Origin of the sequence: Clostridium sp. 'White wine YQ' (assembly GCF_028728205.1) — a bacterium.
Classification (GTDB): Bacteria; Bacillota; Clostridia; order Clostridiales; family Clostridiaceae; genus Clostridium_T.
In genome coordinates, this window is record NZ_JAQYUU010000005.1 from 249,850 (window position 1) to 267,247 (window position 17,398).

The 17,398-nt window shown below is 30.8% G+C and carries 16 protein-coding genes; 1 reads left to right on the forward strand and 15 read right to left on the reverse strand.

All coding sequences use genetic code 11. The features are described from left to right. Positions 1 to 6: 6 nt before the first annotated feature. A complete protein-coding gene (locus PTZ02_RS15370) occupies positions 7 to 846 on the reverse strand; it encodes a MurR/RpiR family transcriptional regulator (protein ID WP_274228676.1) in 840 nt (279 codons plus the stop codon). 310 nt (positions 847 to 1,156) lie between these two features. On the opposite strand from PTZ02_RS15370, the gene PTZ02_RS15375 reads away from it, so the two are divergent. Further along, on the forward strand, positions 1,157 to 2,167 hold the full coding sequence (locus PTZ02_RS15375; RefSeq protein WP_274228677.1) for an acyltransferase family protein: 1,011 nt from the start codon (positions 1,157 to 1,159) through the stop codon (positions 2,165 to 2,167). Positions 2,168 to 2,239: 72 nt separating this feature from the next. Here the strand turns inward: PTZ02_RS15375 and uvrB are convergent, their stop codons facing one another. The 14 genes from uvrB to PTZ02_RS15445 form a co-directional block, all read right to left on the reverse strand. Beyond that, the gene (uvrB, locus tag PTZ02_RS15380; protein ID WP_274228678.1) at positions 2,240 to 4,213 is read right to left on the reverse strand and encodes an excinuclease ABC subunit UvrB; all 1,974 of its coding nucleotides are present in this window, start codon (positions 4,211 to 4,213) and stop codon (positions 2,240 to 2,242) included. 189 nt (positions 4,214 to 4,402) lie between these two features. Then, positions 4,403 to 5,671: a site-2 protease family protein gene (locus PTZ02_RS15385; protein WP_274228679.1), complete on the reverse strand. Its 1,269-nt coding sequence runs from the start codon at positions 5,669 to 5,671 to the stop codon at positions 4,403 to 4,405. A gap of 14 nt (positions 5,672 to 5,685) precedes the next feature. Continuing rightward, positions 5,686 to 6,942, reverse strand: a complete 1,257-nt coding sequence (locus PTZ02_RS15390; RefSeq protein ID WP_274228680.1) for a S41 family peptidase — start codon at positions 6,940 to 6,942, stop codon at positions 5,686 to 5,688. A 100-nt stretch (positions 6,943 to 7,042) separates the two neighbouring features. Continuing rightward, positions 7,043 to 7,933, reverse strand: a complete 891-nt coding sequence (ftsX, locus tag PTZ02_RS15395; protein ID WP_274228681.1) for a permease-like cell division protein FtsX — start codon at positions 7,931 to 7,933, stop codon at positions 7,043 to 7,045. After that, positions 7,920 to 8,609, reverse strand: a complete 690-nt coding sequence (ftsE, locus tag PTZ02_RS15400) for a cell division ATP-binding protein FtsE (RefSeq protein WP_274228682.1) — start codon at positions 8,607 to 8,609, stop codon at positions 7,920 to 7,922. Before ftsE ends, ftsX begins: the two co-directional genes overlap by 14 nt. Before the next feature lie 321 nt (positions 8,610 to 8,930). After that, entirely contained in the window at positions 8,931 to 9,779 is an 849-nt protein-coding gene (locus PTZ02_RS15405) for a YitT family protein (RefSeq protein ID WP_274228683.1), read from the reverse strand. Between the two features lie 25 nt (positions 9,780 to 9,804). Beyond that, positions 9,805 to 10,653: a YitT family protein gene (locus PTZ02_RS15410; protein ID WP_274228684.1), complete on the reverse strand. Its 849-nt coding sequence runs from the start codon at positions 10,651 to 10,653 to the stop codon at positions 9,805 to 9,807. Positions 10,654 to 10,847: 194 nt separating this feature from the next. Continuing rightward, on the reverse strand, positions 10,848 to 11,792 hold the full coding sequence (locus PTZ02_RS15415; protein WP_274228685.1) for a transketolase family protein: 945 nt from the start codon (positions 11,790 to 11,792) through the stop codon (positions 10,848 to 10,850). Further along, positions 11,792 to 12,616 carry a transketolase gene (locus PTZ02_RS15420; protein WP_274228686.1) on the reverse strand — a complete coding sequence of 275 codons (825 nt, stop codon included), beginning with the start codon at positions 12,614 to 12,616 and terminating at the stop codon, positions 11,792 to 11,794. Before PTZ02_RS15420 ends, PTZ02_RS15415 begins: the two co-directional genes overlap by 1 nt. A gap of 513 nt (positions 12,617 to 13,129) precedes the next feature. Further along, positions 13,130 to 13,483 (reverse strand): type II toxin-antitoxin system PemK/MazF family toxin, encoded by a 354-nt coding sequence (locus tag PTZ02_RS15425; RefSeq protein WP_274228687.1) that lies wholly within the window; start codon positions 13,481 to 13,483, stop codon positions 13,130 to 13,132. 7 nt (positions 13,484 to 13,490) lie between these two features. Then, the gene (locus tag PTZ02_RS15430; protein WP_274228688.1) at positions 13,491 to 13,724 is read right to left on the reverse strand and encodes a hypothetical protein; all 234 of its coding nucleotides are present in this window, start codon (positions 13,722 to 13,724) and stop codon (positions 13,491 to 13,493) included. 108 nt (positions 13,725 to 13,832) lie between these two features. Next, positions 13,833 to 14,993, reverse strand: coding sequence for an alanine racemase (gene alr / locus PTZ02_RS15435; RefSeq protein WP_274228689.1), 1,161 nt, complete (start codon positions 14,991 to 14,993; stop codon positions 13,833 to 13,835). A 12-nt stretch (positions 14,994 to 15,005) separates the two neighbouring features. Then, the gene (locus PTZ02_RS15440) at positions 15,006 to 15,626 is read right to left on the reverse strand and encodes a germination lipoprotein GerS-related protein (RefSeq protein WP_274228690.1); all 621 of its coding nucleotides are present in this window, start codon (positions 15,624 to 15,626) and stop codon (positions 15,006 to 15,008) included. 275 nt (positions 15,627 to 15,901) lie between these two features. Then, positions 15,902 to 17,395, reverse strand: a complete 1,494-nt coding sequence (locus PTZ02_RS15445; RefSeq protein WP_274228691.1) for an NAD(P)H-hydrate dehydratase — start codon at positions 17,393 to 17,395, stop codon at positions 15,902 to 15,904. Positions 17,396 to 17,398 lie beyond the last annotated feature (3 nt).

Here is a 17,398-nt window from a genome sequence, read left to right on the forward strand (position 1 = left end):
GAAATATTATTTCAGTTTTTCTACTGCTTTTCGAGTTTCTAGTAAACTATTTTCAACCTTATCTAAGTTATCAATTGCAACACCTAAAAATAATGTATCTGTTATTATAAGCTGAGCCACCCTTGAAGATATTGCACCAAAACGAATCTGTTTTTCTGCATTAGGTACCTTTAATGATATATCACTCATACTAGAAAGAGGATTTTTATTACAGCTAGTAATTGCTATAGCTTTTGCTCCTTTTTCGATTGCTATAGATATACTTTCATTTACTTCCTTTGTTTTTCCTCCATAAGATATTCCTATTGCCACATCTTTTTCTGTTATGTGAACTGAGGATGCTAATTGCAAGTGGCTATCCATAAAATAAACTACTCGTTTATTTATTCTAGCAAGTTTATACATGAAGTCCATGGCCACCAATGACGATGCCCCTACTCCAAATAGATATACATTTTCTGCTTTACGTATTATATCTATGGCTTCTTCTAGATCTTTAAAGTTTATTAATCCTTGAGTTTCTTTTATTGATGTGACAGCTTTATTAACTAATTTATCAGTAATATCTATAATTGAGTCCTCGGAAGATATTATTGCATCAAAATTATCTTCATAGTTATTAGTAATTGTTTTAGCAATTTCTATCTTAAGTTCTCCAAAACCGCCAAAACCAAGTTTTCTAGAAAACCTTACTACAGAGGCTGCAGAGGTTTCTGTTCTTTCGGCCAATTGCTGCGCTGAGAAGTTAATCACTTCTTCAGGGTTCTGTAATATATAATCACTTATTTTTTGTTCTGCCTGGGTAAACTCTGTTGCATACTGCTTTATACGTACATAAAATCCCATAATATCCTCCTGGAATTTATAAATTATTGTTATTTGAAAAGTTTAATATTTAACTCATTTTATCATACCATGACCTTTTTTGTATATTTCTGATTTCTTTATTTAATACTATTTTTAAAGGTCTTTGTATTTCTTATCTTATTTTCATATCCTCTTCACATAAAATTCATATCCTTAAACTATTATGTTCTTGACGATTATTCGTTTGATAATTTTTTCGGAATTTCACTTTATCTACTATAAGTTTTGACATAGAAATGAAACAAATTTCGATTATACTTTTTTTAGATGCAATACAGGAGGATATTTTATGAATAAGAGAATTGAGTACTTAGACATAGCAAAAGGAATATTAATAATTACAGTAATTTTATCTCATAGCCCTTTCGAGTATGCCCAATATATGTATTGGTTTCACATGCCTGCATTCTTTATAATTAGTGGGTTACTTTATAGGGATGGAATTAACTTCAAAACTCAATTTCTGAAATTTTATATACCATATATTTGTTTTTCAGCTATTGATATAATCTTTGATTTTTTAATTTCTCCTGATATGATTTCATTAAGTAACTTTATTCAATCTTTTAACAATCATATATATAGTGGTAAAGCAGCCTGGGGAGTTTTTTGGTTTATACCTGTATTATTAATAAGTAAGTTTATATTTTCAAAATTAAAAACTCATTTTAAAACACCTTATGTTGTTGCAATAATCGCTATTGGATACATAGCTGCCCATATATATTCAATGAAGGTTATTCCAAATCAAATAACAGATATAACTGATAGATACTGGTATCCCCTAGACATTGATGTAGTTCCTATAGCAATAGCATATTACTCCATAGGTTTTTATTCAAAGAATATTCTGCAATACTTAGTTACAAAATCAGCTATGATTATTAGCGGGATTATGTGCTTCATTTTATTTCATATAAATTCTACTCAGAATATTTATTATTATATGAATATTAAAGATTCCTACTTTAAATCTATCCAATGGGATTTAATATATCCTTTATGCTTTACAATATTTATACTTGCATTTAGTAATAATTTATACAATGGTCGTTTAAAAAGATTCCTTAATTATTGTGGCAAAAACTCATTAATTATTATGTATCTACATCGTCCAGTTGGTAATTTACTTTTAGATAAAATTCCTTCTTTAGGCTGGGTAAGTTTCACAGTTGCTGGTTTAAGTTTCGCATTGTTATTTACTTATGTAATTGACAAACATAATATAACAAAAACCTTATTTAAAGGAATTTTACCTGAAGGAGGATTACATTTATCATTAAGCAACTCTCATTCTTAAGATGCATTAATTGTAACCTAATAGATAATATAAAAAAATGGAAGGCAAGCCTTCCATTTTTTATACTTCTACTTATTTTGATTCTAAACTCTTTATCATATCTCTTAGTTCAGCTGCTCTTTCAAATTGAAGATTCTTAGCTGCCTCTGCCATTTCAGCTTTATATTTTTTAATAAGTTTCTTTGGATCTTCTATTCTTTCCTCTAAAGATAATGCTGCTATGCTATAAGTTTCTTGTTCCTCTGCACTCTTAGTTGCTTCAATAACATCTCTAACATCTTTAATAATAGTTTGAGGAGTAATTCCATGTTCTTCATTGTACTTCATTTGAATTTCTCTTCTTCTATTAGTTTCTTTTAATGCCTTATCCATAGCATTTGTTATTCTATCTGCATACATAATAACCTTTGATTCAGAATTTCTTGCAGCTCTTCCTATTGTTTGTATTAATGAAGTTTCTGAACGAAGGAATCCTTCTTTATCAGCATCTAATATTGCCACTAAGGCAACTTCAGGTATATCTAACCCTTCTCTTAATAAATTAATACCTACAAGAACATCCACTTCTCCTAGTCTTAAACTTCTTATGATTTTCATTCTTTCAATCGTATCTATATCAGAATGCATATAGGTAGTTTTAACTCCTAAATCCTTCATATACTTAGTTAAGTCCTCAGCCATCCTCTTTGTTAATGTTGTTACTAGAACTCTAAAGCCTTTACTTATTGTTTCATTAATTTGAGCATAAAGATCATCTATTTGTCCTTCTACAGGCCTTACTTCAACTACAGGGTCTAGTAATCCAGTAGGTCTTATTATTTGTTCTGCTATATTAGTTGAATGATCAATTTCATAAGCTGCAGGAGTTGCTGATACAAATACAACTTGATTTATTTTTTCTTCGAATTCTTCAAATTTCAATGGTCTGTTATCATAAGCACAAGGCAATCTAAACCCATACTCTACCAAGGATTCTTTTCTACTTCTATCCCCTGCATACATCGCTCTTACTTGAGGAAGTGTTACATGGGACTCATCTATAAATAATAAATAATCTTCTGGGAAATAATCTATTAATGTTTTAGGTGAAGTTCCAGGAGCTCTTCCATCCAAAATTCTAGAGTAGTTTTCTATTCCAGTACAATATCCCATTTCCCTTATCATTTCTATATCAAAATTTGTTCTCTGTTTTAGTCTTTGGGCTTCAAGCAATTTTCCCTCTGCATTAAGCACTTTTAATCTTTCCTCTAATTCCTGTTCTATAATTCCTAATGCAACTTCTAACTTACTAGAAGATGTAGCAAAGTGGGATGCTGGGAATATAGATACATGCTTTCTCTCACCCAAAATTTTACCTGTAAGAACATCAAATTCTCTAATTCGGTCAATCTCATCTCCAAAGAATTCAATTCTTATACCCTTGTTTGAAGAAGATGCAGGAATAATATCCAACGAATCTCCTCTAACTCTAAAGGTTCCTCTTGCAAAATCTATATCATTTCTTTCATATTGAATCTCTATAAGCTTTCTTATTATTTCATCTCTTTCCTTTTCCATACCAGTTCTCAATGAAATTGTAAGTGTTTTATATTCCTCTGGATTTCCTAATCCGTATATACATGAAACTGAGGCAACAATTATAACATCTCTTCTCTCAAAAAGTGCTGAAGTTGCAGAGTGACGTAACTTATCTATCTCATCATTTATTGAAGCATCCTTTTCTATAAAGGTATCCGTTTGTGGGACATATGCTTCTGGCTGATAATAATCGTAATAGGATACAAAATATTCAACTATGCTGTCTGGGAAAAACTCTTTAAACTCTCCGCAAAGTTGAGCTGCTAGTGTTTTATTGTGCGCTAATATTAAGGTAGGTCTCTGTACCCTTTCTATTATGTTCGCCATTGTAAAAGTTTTTCCTGACCCAGTTACTCCAAGAAGTGTCTGACCCCTATCTCCATTATTTAATGCATTAACTATACTATCTATAGCCTCTGGCTGGTCTCCTGTCGGCTTAAATTTTGATTCTATTTTAAACTTTCCCATAACCGCCTCCTACGAACATTTGTTTGTGTAAATATATTTTATACCTTTAATTATTGCCAGTCAACTTATAAAATGACGTACTTAAATAAAAAATGTAAGCTTAAAATAATACTAAAGGGTTTTAAGTTCTCTATAAAAACCCTATACCACATATTTCAAGCCTACATAAACTACTTTTATTAATTTTAACTATTCATCATCTTTTTTCTTTTTTATATTTTCTAATATCTCTTGAAAATCATTATTTAACTTAACCACTTGTTCTTCTTTTACCATCTTAGGGACTAATACTACTCCTATTCTCCTATTTTCATCAGGAGTAATTGTAAAGTCATGAAACGTTCCATTTAGTTTCTTTATTCTTAATTTTATATCTAAATAACTTTCCCTTATTATTTTGTAAATATCAAGTTCACTTTGAATATATTCTTCATTAACTTTTATAATTTTATCTCCGCTTCTTATCCCTAGCTTAGAAGCTTGAGAACTAGGGGAAACTTCAAGAATACATATACCTTGATCATCACTTATGTACATAGGCGCTGATTTTGCTTCTATACTATTCGAAAGTCTTATCATAACTTCATGTGCTAATGGAGCAAAAATAACCACAATAATCTCTCCAATTAGACCTACCCTACAAAGCTGAGATACTAAAACTAGAATCATTCCATAACATAAAATGAATATTCCTGACATCACTGCTTTTTTTCGTTTGCTCTTAGTGAAAGTAATAGATGAATAACCTATCATCCCATAAAAAGGGAATAACCCCACTACTGCCATCTTCAAAAATTCTAAGGTAGAGTTATGATTTAAAAGTGGCCACCAATTAGGCGTATTAATAGATTCAGTACCAAACTGAGATGTCGAACTAGTAATAATCATAAAAATAGCTATAGGTAAGGCCCAATATCTATTTAGGGCAAATCCGCCAAATATTCTCCCACTCTTATTAGTAAACACAGGAATAGCACCTCTGCTACCATCAAACATAACAAGTAATCCTTCAACAATATGAAGTATACCCACAAAAATCATAAGATTGATTATACTTATATTTATTGGAGCTTTATCTCCATATATTTGATAAAGTATAATACTAATTATCCCTAATATTGAACCGCTATATGAAAAGCATACAAACTTTGGTCTATAAATCATCAATAAGATTGATAGTAAAAATACCCACTCAATTCCTGATTTTTCACCAAATAATACTCCTGAATAGCTTAATATTAAACTGCCAATAGCTCCTGCAAAAATTCCAAGTACAATCTGAGACAATGTAAGTTCTAGGGGAGAGTTAATACTCTCCCCTATTATCATTTTTTGCATCAATGATACTTTTCTATTTTTAAAATAAAACATTACCCCGAGTAATATGAGCACAAAAAACATATACGGCCCAAATATTGCATAAGCTACAGATCTCAATGTATACATAGTCAGATCCATAGTCTTCAATCCTCCTATTTAAGTTTTTCTCTAATTACATCCAAAGCTTTTTCAAACTGAGGATCTTTACTTCTATTATATGGGCTTGTTTGCAACTCTTTTGGATATTCTACTTGTATATCCGGCATAATACCTGTTTTATGAATATTATTTCCATTAGGAGTATACCATTTAGATATTGTTACTTTTAATAAAGTCCCATCATTCATTTCTATTGGACTCTGTACAACACCTTTTCCAAAAGTTTTAGTACCAACTAAAGTAGCTGCCTTATAATCTTTAAGCGCTCCTGATACTATTTCTGCCGCTGAAGCCGTTCCTTCATCTGTAAGTACAACTAAAGGAGTATTAATGAAATTACCACCCTTAGATACTGATTTTTCCTCATTATTATATTTATCTTTAGTGGACACTATTACTTTACTCTTATCAATAAATTGTGAAACTACATTAACTGCTGTACTTAAGTATCCACCGGGATTGCCTCTAAGATCTAGTATTATCCCTTTCATTCCCTTTGACTTTAAGGAATTTAAGGTATCAATAAATTCCTTATCCGTATGTTCATCAAAAGAAGATATGGATACTAATGCAATTCCATTTTCAATTATTTCACCTTTAACAGATTTTACTGAAATAGTATCTCTTGTTAATGTTAAATCAAAAGTTCCCTTACCTTCTCTACTTAGGGTAAGTTTAACTTTAGTTCCCTTTTCTCCTCTTATCATTGCAACGGCTTTATCATATTCTTTTGCTGTAACATCCTTATCATCTACCTTAAGAATTATATCACCTTTTACAACTCCTGCTTTTTCTGCTGGTGACCCTTCTATAGGCGAAACAACAACGAGATTGTTATCTTTAATATCTAATTGTATTCCAACACCCGAAAAATTCCCTTGCATCTTTCCCATAAAGTCACTTGCTTCTTCTTTTGTCATATATACTGTATATGGATCATCAAGTGCCGCTGTCATACCTTTAATTGCTCCATCAAGAAGCTTGTTATCATCAATTTGTCCATCATACTTTTTGTATAACTCATCTCTTATAGCAAAAAGTTTCTTATATTTGTCTATATCATTTATATTCTGAAAATCTTTTGCTAAACTCCCTCCAACTCCAGGAAGTGATATTCCACTAAAAGCCATTTTATTCCCTAAGAATAAAGATAATGCATTACTTCCGATAAATAGAACTATAAGTAAAGCAATAGCAATAATCTTAAATGTCTTAGAACTTACCCTTTTATTATTATGATTATCTTCCATCCTTTGCCTCCATTCATAACCCTAATTTAAATTATACCCAGGTTTATATTATATTTTCATTATGGGGCATAATATGATAAAATTAATAATTTTTTTAATTTTATACGACTAAGAACTTTCTTAGGGCAATTATACTACCAAAGGCACCTATAAGAATTCCACCTAATATAAATTCCCATGACATAGTGCTTAAAACATAGTATGGACTAACTAAACTTACTGTAATTAATTGTTTAGATAATAATGAGAATAGTGCTTTATACGAAAAAAACAATATTATGTTTGACATTATAGCTCCCACTAATCCAATAATCACGCCTTCTATGATAAATGGCCATCTTATAAACCAATCAGTAGCTCCAACAAATTTCATTATACCAATTTCTCTTCTTCTTGAAAAAACTGTTAATTTTATAGTATTAATTATTAAGAATAATGAAACTGCTACTAATATTACAAATAAGGCTACACCAACCCATCTTACTGCTTTAGTAAATGAAGAAATCTTATTTATAACATCTTGGTCATTTCCAATATTCTCTACACCTGTCATACTGCTTACTGAATTTGCTACATCTTTGGCATATTCAGGTTTTTCAAGTGTAACTAGAAAAGATGCTGGTAATGGATTTGTATCACTATTATATCCATTAAGCAAATCTTTATATTCATTTAATTGATCTTTAAATTTATCTAACGCTTCTTCCTTTGATTCATAATTTACATCTTTAACCCCAGTTTGTTCCTTCAACTTAATCTGAACATCTCTTTGGTCCATCATAGTTATATCATCTTTTAAGAATACTTTAATCTCTACCTTTGACTCTATATCTTGCACACCTTTTCCAACGTTTAGTGCTGCTAATAAGAATACTCCAAATATTAATAAAGTCATTAATACAGTTGCCATTGAGGCTAAACTTATGGTTCTATTTCTTCTTATACTCTTAAATGCATCTACTATAAAATATTTAATACTACTTAATTTCATCTTCGTACCTACCTCTCATTTCATCTCTAGCTATTTGCCCTTTTTCAATGGCTATAACACGTTTCTTCATAGTATCAACAATATCTTTAGCATGTGTTGCCATTAATACTGTTGTTCCTGCTCTATTTATATCCTCTAGTAAATTCATTATTTCTGTAGCTGTTTCAGGATCTAAATTTCCAGTAGGCTCATCCGCTATTAAAACTGCTGGATTGTTTACTATGGCTCTTGCTAATGAAACTCTTTGTTGTTCTCCTCCTGATAATTCAGTAGGAAACATTTTATATTTGTGTGATAATCCTACCAATGAAAGTACCATAGGAACTCTTCTTCTTATTTCTCTTGGAGAAGATTCAACAACTCTCATAGCAAATGCAACATTTTCATATACATTAAGAGTTGGTATTAATCTAAAATCTTGAAATACCATTCCTATTTTCCTTCTATAGTAAGGTATTTGATTTCTCTTTATATTTGATAAATCTGTCCCATTTACTGTTATCTTTCCCTCTGTTGGGTCTATTTCTTTCAGAAGCATTTTTATAAATGTTGACTTACCAGCCCCCGAAGGACCAACTAGGAAAACAAATTCTCCTGTCTCTATATTTATATTAACTTTAGCTAAGGCTTTTACATTGTTATTATAAATTTTACTTACATTCTTAAATTCTATCATAAAAACACTCCTCAATTTTTTTTGTGTGATTTTTTACTATGATTATTATTTTCATTATAAAAAACATAAACACTTTTTCATTATAACATAGTTAAAATCCATAACAAAATCCAATTTTTTAAAGTTTTTTGTCATTTTTAATAATATTTCGGAAAAACTCATATTAAAATTGGCGTACCCTATATAGAAACTAAAACCATGTTTTCAAGATTTATTCTATTATATAAAAATCTGAGTCCAAAAAAACAACTTTTTTATTACAGTTATTTTTGAACTCAGATGTATCCAAGCGAAATTTTAATTTTAATATATGTAATAACTTTATTCAGCCCCAAGCATAGTAAATCCCTCTCCTAGCACCTCTCTAACATCATTAACAGTTATAAATGCTCTTGGGTCTATTTCTTTTATCTTGAATTTGAGCTTAATAAATTGGCGTCTATTTACCACTGTAAATATAATTTGATTGTTTGCTTTGGAGTATCCACCTGTTCCATCAAGTACAGTACATCCTCTATCAACTTCATTTAAAATATATTTTACAATTTCTTCACCTTTTGAGCTAATTATAAAGACTTGCTTACAAACATTAAATCCTTCTATAAACTTATCAACCATACTTCCAATAAGAAATACACTGATCAGTCCAAACATTCCTAAATCAACACCAAAAGTATAGATAGCAAGGATTGTAATTATAAAGTCAGTTATTAACAAGCACTTCCCAATATCTAAATGAAGATATTTGTTTATTATTTTAGCTATAATAGATGTTCCCCCTGTTGAGGAATTCTGAGAAAAAACCATAGCTATTCCTAATGATGATATAACACTACCAGCTACTGTTGCTAATACAAGATTGTGTGTTACTGCAGTTGGAGATAGATATTTTTCTATAAGCCATAAGACTAGTGAAAGTCCAAAGGATGCATAAATACTTTTACCGCCAAAATTCCCCCCAATTAACATAAATGCTAAAGCAAACAATATGATATTTGCAATTATCAGTATGAGTCCTGGTGATATTCCAAATATTTTATTTAGTACTAATGCAAGCCCTGAGATCCCCCCAGCTGCAATATTGTTTGGATAAAAAAAGTATTCTAATGCTATTGCTGTCAGTAATATTCCTATAGTAATTAATAAGTTTTCTTTAAAATATTTTTTCAAACTGCAATGCCCCCTCTACTATAAATTACTGTAATTCCCCAAAACCTTCTCCTAAAACTTCATGAACTTCTCCTACAGTTATAAATGCTGCCTTATCAATTTCTTTTATATAATTTTTCAATTTAATAAATTCATTTCTACCTAAAACAGTATATAAAAGAGCTGTATCATTTCCTGAGAATCCACCTTTTCCTTGAATAAATGTACATCCTCTATCTAAATCTTTAATTATAAATTGACTTATTTCTTTATTTTTATCACTTATTATAGTAACTTCTTTACAACTTTTAAATCCTTCTATTACTCTATCAATTGCTAATCCGTTAAATATAACGCATAAAAGTGCATAAAGTCCCCTGTTTACACCAAAAGTTACTGCGCCTGCTAAGGTGACTAAAAAATCTACTGATAATAATGATTTTCCTATGTCTATACTTATATATTTGTTTATTATCTTAGCTACTATATCGGTACCCCCAGTTGAAGCATTAACATTAAAAATCATTGCCATTCCCAAAGATGTAACTATGGTTCCAAAAATAGCTGCTAGCATTAAATCTGTTGTTAATGCCGTAGGTTTTAAAAACCTTTCTACTGCCCACATAATAAATGATAATCCAAAGCTAGCGTATATTGTTTTAGCTCCAAAATTACCACCGATTAATAAAAATGCTACTGCAAATAATATAAGATTTAATATGAATACTACAGTACCTGTCTTTAACCAAGTTACATATTTAGTAAGAACTATTGCTATACCTGTTACTCCTCCAGCTGCAATATCATTCGGGATGAAAAAATACTCTAGTGAGAAAACAACTAAAAGTATACCTACTGTAATTAAAAAATAGTCTTTTAATATATTTTTATTCATAATAACCTCCTATGGCAGTAGTGTTTGTAATTTATTCTTATTCTATTTATCCTTGTTTATTATTTTACTCTTTTGGCTTTTTATAAATACGATATAACTAAAAAAATATCCAGCATTTAATATTTTAGCGTAAAAATTGAAAACAGTATAGCAAAATTTACATGCTATACTGCTTATTTCTATATAACCCAATTTTATTTTTTTAAACTTAATGCCTTTTTAGCTGCTTTTACTACTTCCTCAGCTGTTAATCCATAAGCCTTTAATAATTCATCAGGCTTTCCGCTTTCTCCAAAAGTATCCTTAACTCCAACTTTAATTACTGGAACTGGAACTTCTTCTGAGATTACCTCAGATATAGCTGAACCTAATCCCCCAATTATATTATGTTCTTCAGCTGAAACTATTGCACCAGTTTCTTTTGCTGCTTTTACTAATATTTCACTATCTATTGGCTTTAGTGTATGAATATTAATTACTCTTGTACTAATGCCTTCAGCCTCTAAAATTTCTCTTGCTTCTAGTACTACATCAACCATTATTCCAGTTGCAACAAGTGTGACGTCATTTCCATCCTTTAATGTTACACCTTTTCCTATTTGGAATTTATAATCTGCATTATCATTAACTATATTTACAGCGGCTCTTCCTAATCTAACATAACATGGTCCATTAAACTCTGCAATTGCTTTAATTGCTGCATCAGTTTCTACTGCATCACTTGGACAAATAACTGTCATTCCTGGAATACTTCTCATTAATGCTAAGTCTTCAATTGCTTGGTGAGATGCTCCATCCTCTCCAACAGTTAATCCAGCATGAGTAGCACACACCTTGACATTTAATCTAGGATAGCATATTGAATTTCTTATTTGTTCGAAAGCTCTTCCTGCTGCAAACATTGCAAATGTGCTTACAAAAGGAATTTTGCCGCAAGTTGAAATACCGGCTGCTACAGACATCATATTTCCTTCTGCAATTCCCATATTTATAAATCTATCTGCACAAACCTTTTGGAAGTCTGCAGTTTTTGTAGATTTTGAAAGATCAGCATCTAATACAACTATATTTTTATTTTTTTGTCCTATCTCTGCTAAAGTTTTTCCATAAGCTTCTCTAGTAGCAATTTTCTTACTCATTATTTTTCTCCTCCAATTTCTTTTAATGCTTTTTCACATTGTTCAACACTTGGAGCTGTTCCATGCCATGCTGCCTCATTCTCCATAAATGAAACACCCTTGCCTTTAACTGTTTTACATATAATTGCTGTAGGTGCTCCTTTTGTTTTTTTAGCAGTTTCAATAGCTGCTAATATTTCTTCATAGTTATGTCCATCAATTATTAGTGTTTTCCAACCAAATGCTTCATATTTTTTATCAATTGGAGCTGGGTTCATTACTTGATGTACATCTCCATCTATTTGTAATCCGTTGTAATCTATAAATATAGTTAAGTTATCTAATCTGTAATGAGCTGCACTCATAGCTGCTTCCCACACTTGTCCTTCTTCTAATTCTCCATCTCCTAAAAGTGCAAATACTCTATAATTTTTATTATCAAGTTTTCCAGCTATAGCCATTCCAACAGCAGCTGATATTCCTTGACCAAGTGATCCAGTTGACATATCTATTCCTGGCAAATCATTCATATTAGGATGACCTTGAAGTCTTGAACCAATCTTTCTTAATGTTTTTAATTCTTCAACTGGTAAATATCCTTTTCTTGCTAATGCGGAATATAAAACTGGTGCTGCATGACCTTTTGATAATACAAATCTATCTCTATCTGGATTATTTGGATTTTCCGGACTTATATTCATTTCGTTAAAAAATAATGTTGTAACTATATCTGTTGCTGATAGTGAACCACCTGGATGTCCTGATGCTGATTCTGTTAGCATAGTTACTATATCTTTTCTTATTTCTTTGGCTATACTTTGTAATTCTGATATTTTATTACTCATTTTTGCCCTCCTGATTAAAAAAATTAACTTAATAAAGATTACCTTTTTTCCTAAGTCATTATATCATACAATTTTTTCTTTGTACATAATATTAGTGTATATGTGCTATGTTTTTTATGCCTTTTATTTATATGTGCTATACTATTTAAAAATACTATAATCCAAACACACGTCTTATCATTGCTTCTGAGTATCTAAAAAAACAAATAATATACCTTTATATTATAGAAAAAAGGCTTTTTTTATCATATTAAAACTTTATGTAGCTTATATATAATTTTTCCTCAAGTATATTAATATATGTAGATTAATTTTTTCTCTATTTAAATAAAAAATCGTCAAGGCGATTATGAGCCGTTGATTTTTTACTCTTTAGGAAAATCCGTAGGTTTTCTATAGGAAACTTATAATGTTATCACAAACCTTAAAATTCTATAAACTCCTAAAGAGTAAAAAAAACTCAGCTTACACTGAGTTTTCCATTGTATATTGTTCAATTTTTATTATAATCTTCTAAATAAGCCCTAAGCTTATTACTAATGCCTTGCTAACCTTGTCCATATCAGAATCTGTCATATGCCCTATCTTTTCTTTTAATCTTCTCTTATCTAAGGTTCGTAATTGTTCAAGTAAAACAACTGAATCTCTATTTAAGCCATATTCTTCTGAAGAAATCTCTACGTGAGTAGGTAACTTAGCTTTATTAATTTGAGAAGTAATAGCTGCTACAATAACTGTAGGACTATACTTATTCCCAATGTCATTTTGTATAATTATAACTGGCCTTATACCACCTTGTTCTGAACCTATAACAGGACTTAAGTCGGCATAAAACACATCTCCTCTTTTTACTACCATTGTGGTCATATGTCTATCACACTCCGCATAACCAATTCTCGTAATAGTCGGTTTCTTCTAGTGAACCACTAATACAAGCCTCAGCTAGTTCTAAATTAATTTCGGCCATTTCACCATAGCCCTTTGAAAGCTCTGCTTCTGAATAAATCATTTCTTTGCCTTCAATATATAATATTAGATTACCATCTGTATATTTACAGTTTTTTTCAATATTTACGGATAATTTTAAATTTTTCTTTGATAGAGACATAACCATTCCTCCTAGGTAGAAAAAGAGATTATGTATTAATTATATTACAAATTATGTCACGTTGTCAAAGATTTCGACCTTTGTTTCTCTATTTATTTTTTTCAAATACTACACATAGTTTCTTATTTTGACAATTTTTCCATCTCTGATGTAAACTCTTGGAACTCTTCTGCCTATCATACAGATTATCTCATAATTGATAGTATCTAGAATCTCAGCTAAGTCATCAGCATTAAATTTAGCTTCTCCTTGCTCTCCTAATAGAACAACTTCATCCCCAACACTTACTTCTCCAACATCTGTAACATCAACCATGACTTGATCCATGCATACCCTTCCAACTATAGGAGCTAATTTCCCATTAATGATAACTTTTCCCTTATTTGAAAGAGCTCTTGTGTACCCATCTGCATATCCTACTGGAAGTGTTGCTATAACACTTTCTCGCTCTGTTTTAAATTTTCTTCCATAGCTAATATACATACCTTCAGGTAATGTCTTCAAATGTGCAATTGAAGTCTTCAAAGTCAATGCAGGTTTTAGATTAAGCTTATCTTTAAGAACTTCATCTGATGGATAATACCCATACATTATTATGCCTGGCCTTACTCCATCAATATAAGTTTCTTCCATATCCATTATAGCTGCACTATTAGATACATGTTTAACATTAAATTTAATTCCTTCTTGTTCTAATCTATTAGTAAAATCATAAAACAGCTTTAATTGATATTTAGTATAACTTTTATCAGTTTCATCTGCTGTGGAGAAATGAGTAAAAATACCTTCCAAGATTATATTAGGAAGCTTGCTTATTTTTCTTACAATCTCCAATCCCTCTTCATTGGGTAGTATTCCAATTCTCCCCATTCCTGTATCTAATGCTATATGAATTTTTATATTTCTCTTCTCTTTTATTGCTATATCTGAAAGTCCTTTAACATAATTAAGATCATAGACAGTTTGTTCAATATCATATTGAGCCATCTTATCACCAAATGTTAGTGGTGTATATCCTAAAATTAGGATAGGTGCCTTAACCCCTGATCTCCTTAATTCTAGTGCTTCTGTAATGACCGCTACAGCTAGCCCTGTAGCTCCATTTTCTAGAAAAATTGGTGCAACATCTAGTGCTCCATGGCCATATCCATCAGCCTTTACTACTGCGTAAATCTTTTTATCCTTTACTAAATTTTTAATCTGTCTCATATTATTTTCCAAAGAATTCAGGTTAATTTCTGCCCAAACTGGTCTTATGCTTTCATCCATTAATTCCACCTCTTAGTTGCTTTTAATTTCCAAAAGACCTGCATCAAGTCTAGGATTGATCTGGAAGTCAGTATACCTAGCCTCAAATGTTTTTTCGCCTTTTTTATTTAATATGACAAATCGCTCTGGAACTTTATCTGGAATGTTTATATATAAAATCCCTACATCCAAATTAGGATTATTAATATCTAGTGGTATACTAACTTTATAATATCCTTTTCCAATTTCCTTATTATACTCAAATGATAATGCTCTTTCATCATTTAAATACCTTGATAGATTGTTTATAAATGAAGCTTCATAGAAGTCATAGTTCTCCTTAGAAGTTTCAAGTAATTCTCCATCTTTATCATTTCCACCTACAACTTGTCCCTCATTATTATACACCTGAATTCTATTGTCTCCAAAGACCACTTTATTACCTTTTTCCTTCAAAAAATACTGCTTAGTGGTTTCTTCTTTTTCTCCCATAGAATTATAAAATTTATAATCTACATTACATTCATAACTCTTAATGTTTCTTAATAGTTTCAAAACCCTCTCTGGTGAACTGGAAATTTTCATATAGATAATGGAAATACAAGATAAAATTATTACAAATAATAACATGCTTAGTGCAATCTTTTTTTTCATTTTTCCTCCAAAGTTATTTGCTCTACACTAATACTATTATTAAATGAATTTAATTATTCATAATTTAAGTTATAAAAAATCGTCAAGGCGATTATGAGCCGTCGATTTTTTACTCGCATCTGCCTTTCCAAACGCATGTGAGGAAAAACTGGCAGGCGACTAATTCTATTTTTTTGCTCTTTAGGTAAATCCATAGTTTTTTATAGGAAACTTATAATGTTATCATCAACCTCAAAATATTATAAGTTCCTAAAGAGTAAAAATCTTGAAGGAGATTATCCACCGGATAATTCCTTTAAATAACTTGGAATCTTTTCTATTATATTTATAGCACTAACTGAATACATCTCCTCTGATAAATCTTCCCCTATATATCCATGAATATATGCTCCTAATTTAGCCGCATCAAGAATATTTACCCCTTGTCCAGCAAGCGACGCAATTATTCCTGTCAGGGTATCCCCCATACCACCTGATGCCATGGAACTATTTCCAGTAGGATTTACATAAACCTGATTCTTTCCTGCAACAACCGTATACAACCCCTTTAATAATACAGTTACTCCATATTTATTTGAGAATTCTTTCGCTATATCAATTCGGTTCATATTAAGATCGTCTATCCCCTTACCAGTAAGTCTCGCCATTTCACCCAAATGCGGCGTTATAATTATCTCGCCCTTACACTTATTTAATATATCCAATTGATTAGCTAATACATTTAATCCATCAGCATCTATAACAATCTTTCCAGTATAATTGTTGATTACCCAATTAACTAATTTGTGAGCTTCCGAAGTTTTTCCAAGGCCTGGACCAATTGCAACTACTTGCGCTGAATTTATTTTCTCCCCTAGTTCTTCTACTTGGTGATATTCTCCCACCATAGCTTCATTTAATTTATTTCTCATAGAATCTCTTATTTTTCTATGAGTATATAAATTCACTAAACCCGAACCTGTTTTGACGGCAGCTTGTGCTGTCAAGTATGCTGCTCCAGAATATTCCTCACTACCAGCTATAATTGCAACTCTACCATAATCACTTTTATAGCCGAACCTTTCCCTCTTAGGAATAAGACTGCTTATATCAGCTCTTTCCGTCATAACTATTCCTTCACTTACTTCTTTTATAATGCTTTCTGGAATTCCTATGGGCTCAATTATTACTTCCCCTAAATAACTTAGAGCCTTATAGTTTAAGAATCCTTTTTTCATTGTCTGAAAAGTTATAGTTTTGTCTGCCTTGACTGATGCTCCCATAACTTCTCCCGTATCGCAATTTAACCCTGAAGGCACATCTATGGAAATTTTATAGGCTGAAGAAGAATTCATCCCTTCAACTATATTTATGTACTGCTCATTTAGGCTTCTTGAGAGTCCTGTCCCAAATAAGCAATCGACTATAACTTTAGTATTTCTGCAAATAGTTTTAATATTTAAATCGTCCTTATTAATTAATATAATATGTACATTTAGATTTTTTAATATATTATAATTACACATAAAATCCACTGATGCTTTATCTAAGGAACCTACAACAATTACTCTTACCTTCTTATTTAGAAAATATAAATGTCTTGCTAAGGCAACCCCATCACCACCATTATTTCCTACTCCACAGATAATTAAAATGTCATCTAGATGATAAAAATGTTTTACCATTGAGAAAACTGCATTTTCCATTAATAGCACACTCGGCATTTTAAGAATTTCTATGGTTTTTCTATCCATAGTTCTGCAACCTTCTGAACCTAAAACTTCAATCATAAC

Coding starts and splice junctions, on each gene's coding strand:
- PTZ02_RS15370 (WP_274228676.1), bottom strand. CDS start 846: ATGGGATTTTATGTACGTATAAAGCAGTATGCAACAGAGTTTACCCAG.
- PTZ02_RS15375 (WP_274228677.1), top strand. CDS start 1,157: ATGAATAAGAGAATTGAGTACTTAGACATAGCAAAAGGAATATTAATA.
- uvrB (WP_274228678.1), bottom strand. CDS start 4,213: ATGGGAAAGTTTAAAATAGAATCAAAATTTAAGCCGACAGGAGACCAG.
- PTZ02_RS15385 (WP_274228679.1), bottom strand. CDS start 5,671: ATGGATCTGACTATGTATACATTGAGATCTGTAGCTTATGCAATATTT.
- PTZ02_RS15390 (WP_274228680.1), bottom strand. CDS start 6,942: ATGGAAGATAATCATAATAATAAAAGGGTAAGTTCTAAGACATTTAAG.
- ftsX (WP_274228681.1), bottom strand. CDS start 7,933: ATGAAATTAAGTAGTATTAAATATTTTATAGTAGATGCATTTAAGAGT.
- ftsE (WP_274228682.1), bottom strand. CDS start 8,609: ATGATAGAATTTAAGAATGTAAGTAAAATTTATAATAACAATGTAAAA.
- PTZ02_RS15410 (WP_274228684.1), bottom strand. CDS start 10,653: ATGAATAAAAATATATTAAAAGACTATTTTTTAATTACAGTAGGTATA.
- PTZ02_RS15415 (WP_274228685.1), bottom strand. CDS start 11,792: ATGAGTAAGAAAATTGCTACTAGAGAAGCTTATGGAAAAACTTTAGCA.
- PTZ02_RS15420 (WP_274228686.1), bottom strand. CDS start 12,616: ATGAGTAATAAAATATCAGAATTACAAAGTATAGCCAAAGAAATAAGA.
- PTZ02_RS15425 (WP_274228687.1), bottom strand. CDS start 13,483: ATGACCACAATGGTAGTAAAAAGAGGAGATGTGTTTTATGCCGACTTA.
- PTZ02_RS15430 (WP_274228688.1), bottom strand. CDS start 13,724: ATGTCTCTATCAAAGAAAAATTTAAAATTATCCGTAAATATTGAAAAA.
- alr (WP_274228689.1), bottom strand. CDS start 14,993: ATGGATGAAAGCATAAGACCAGTTTGGGCAGAAATTAACCTGAATTCT.
- PTZ02_RS15440 (WP_274228690.1), bottom strand. CDS start 15,626: ATGAAAAAAAAGATTGCACTAAGCATGTTATTATTTGTAATAATTTTA.
- PTZ02_RS15445 (WP_274228691.1), bottom strand. CDS start 17,395: ATGATTGAAGTTTTAGGTTCAGAAGGTTGCAGAACTATGGATAGAAAA.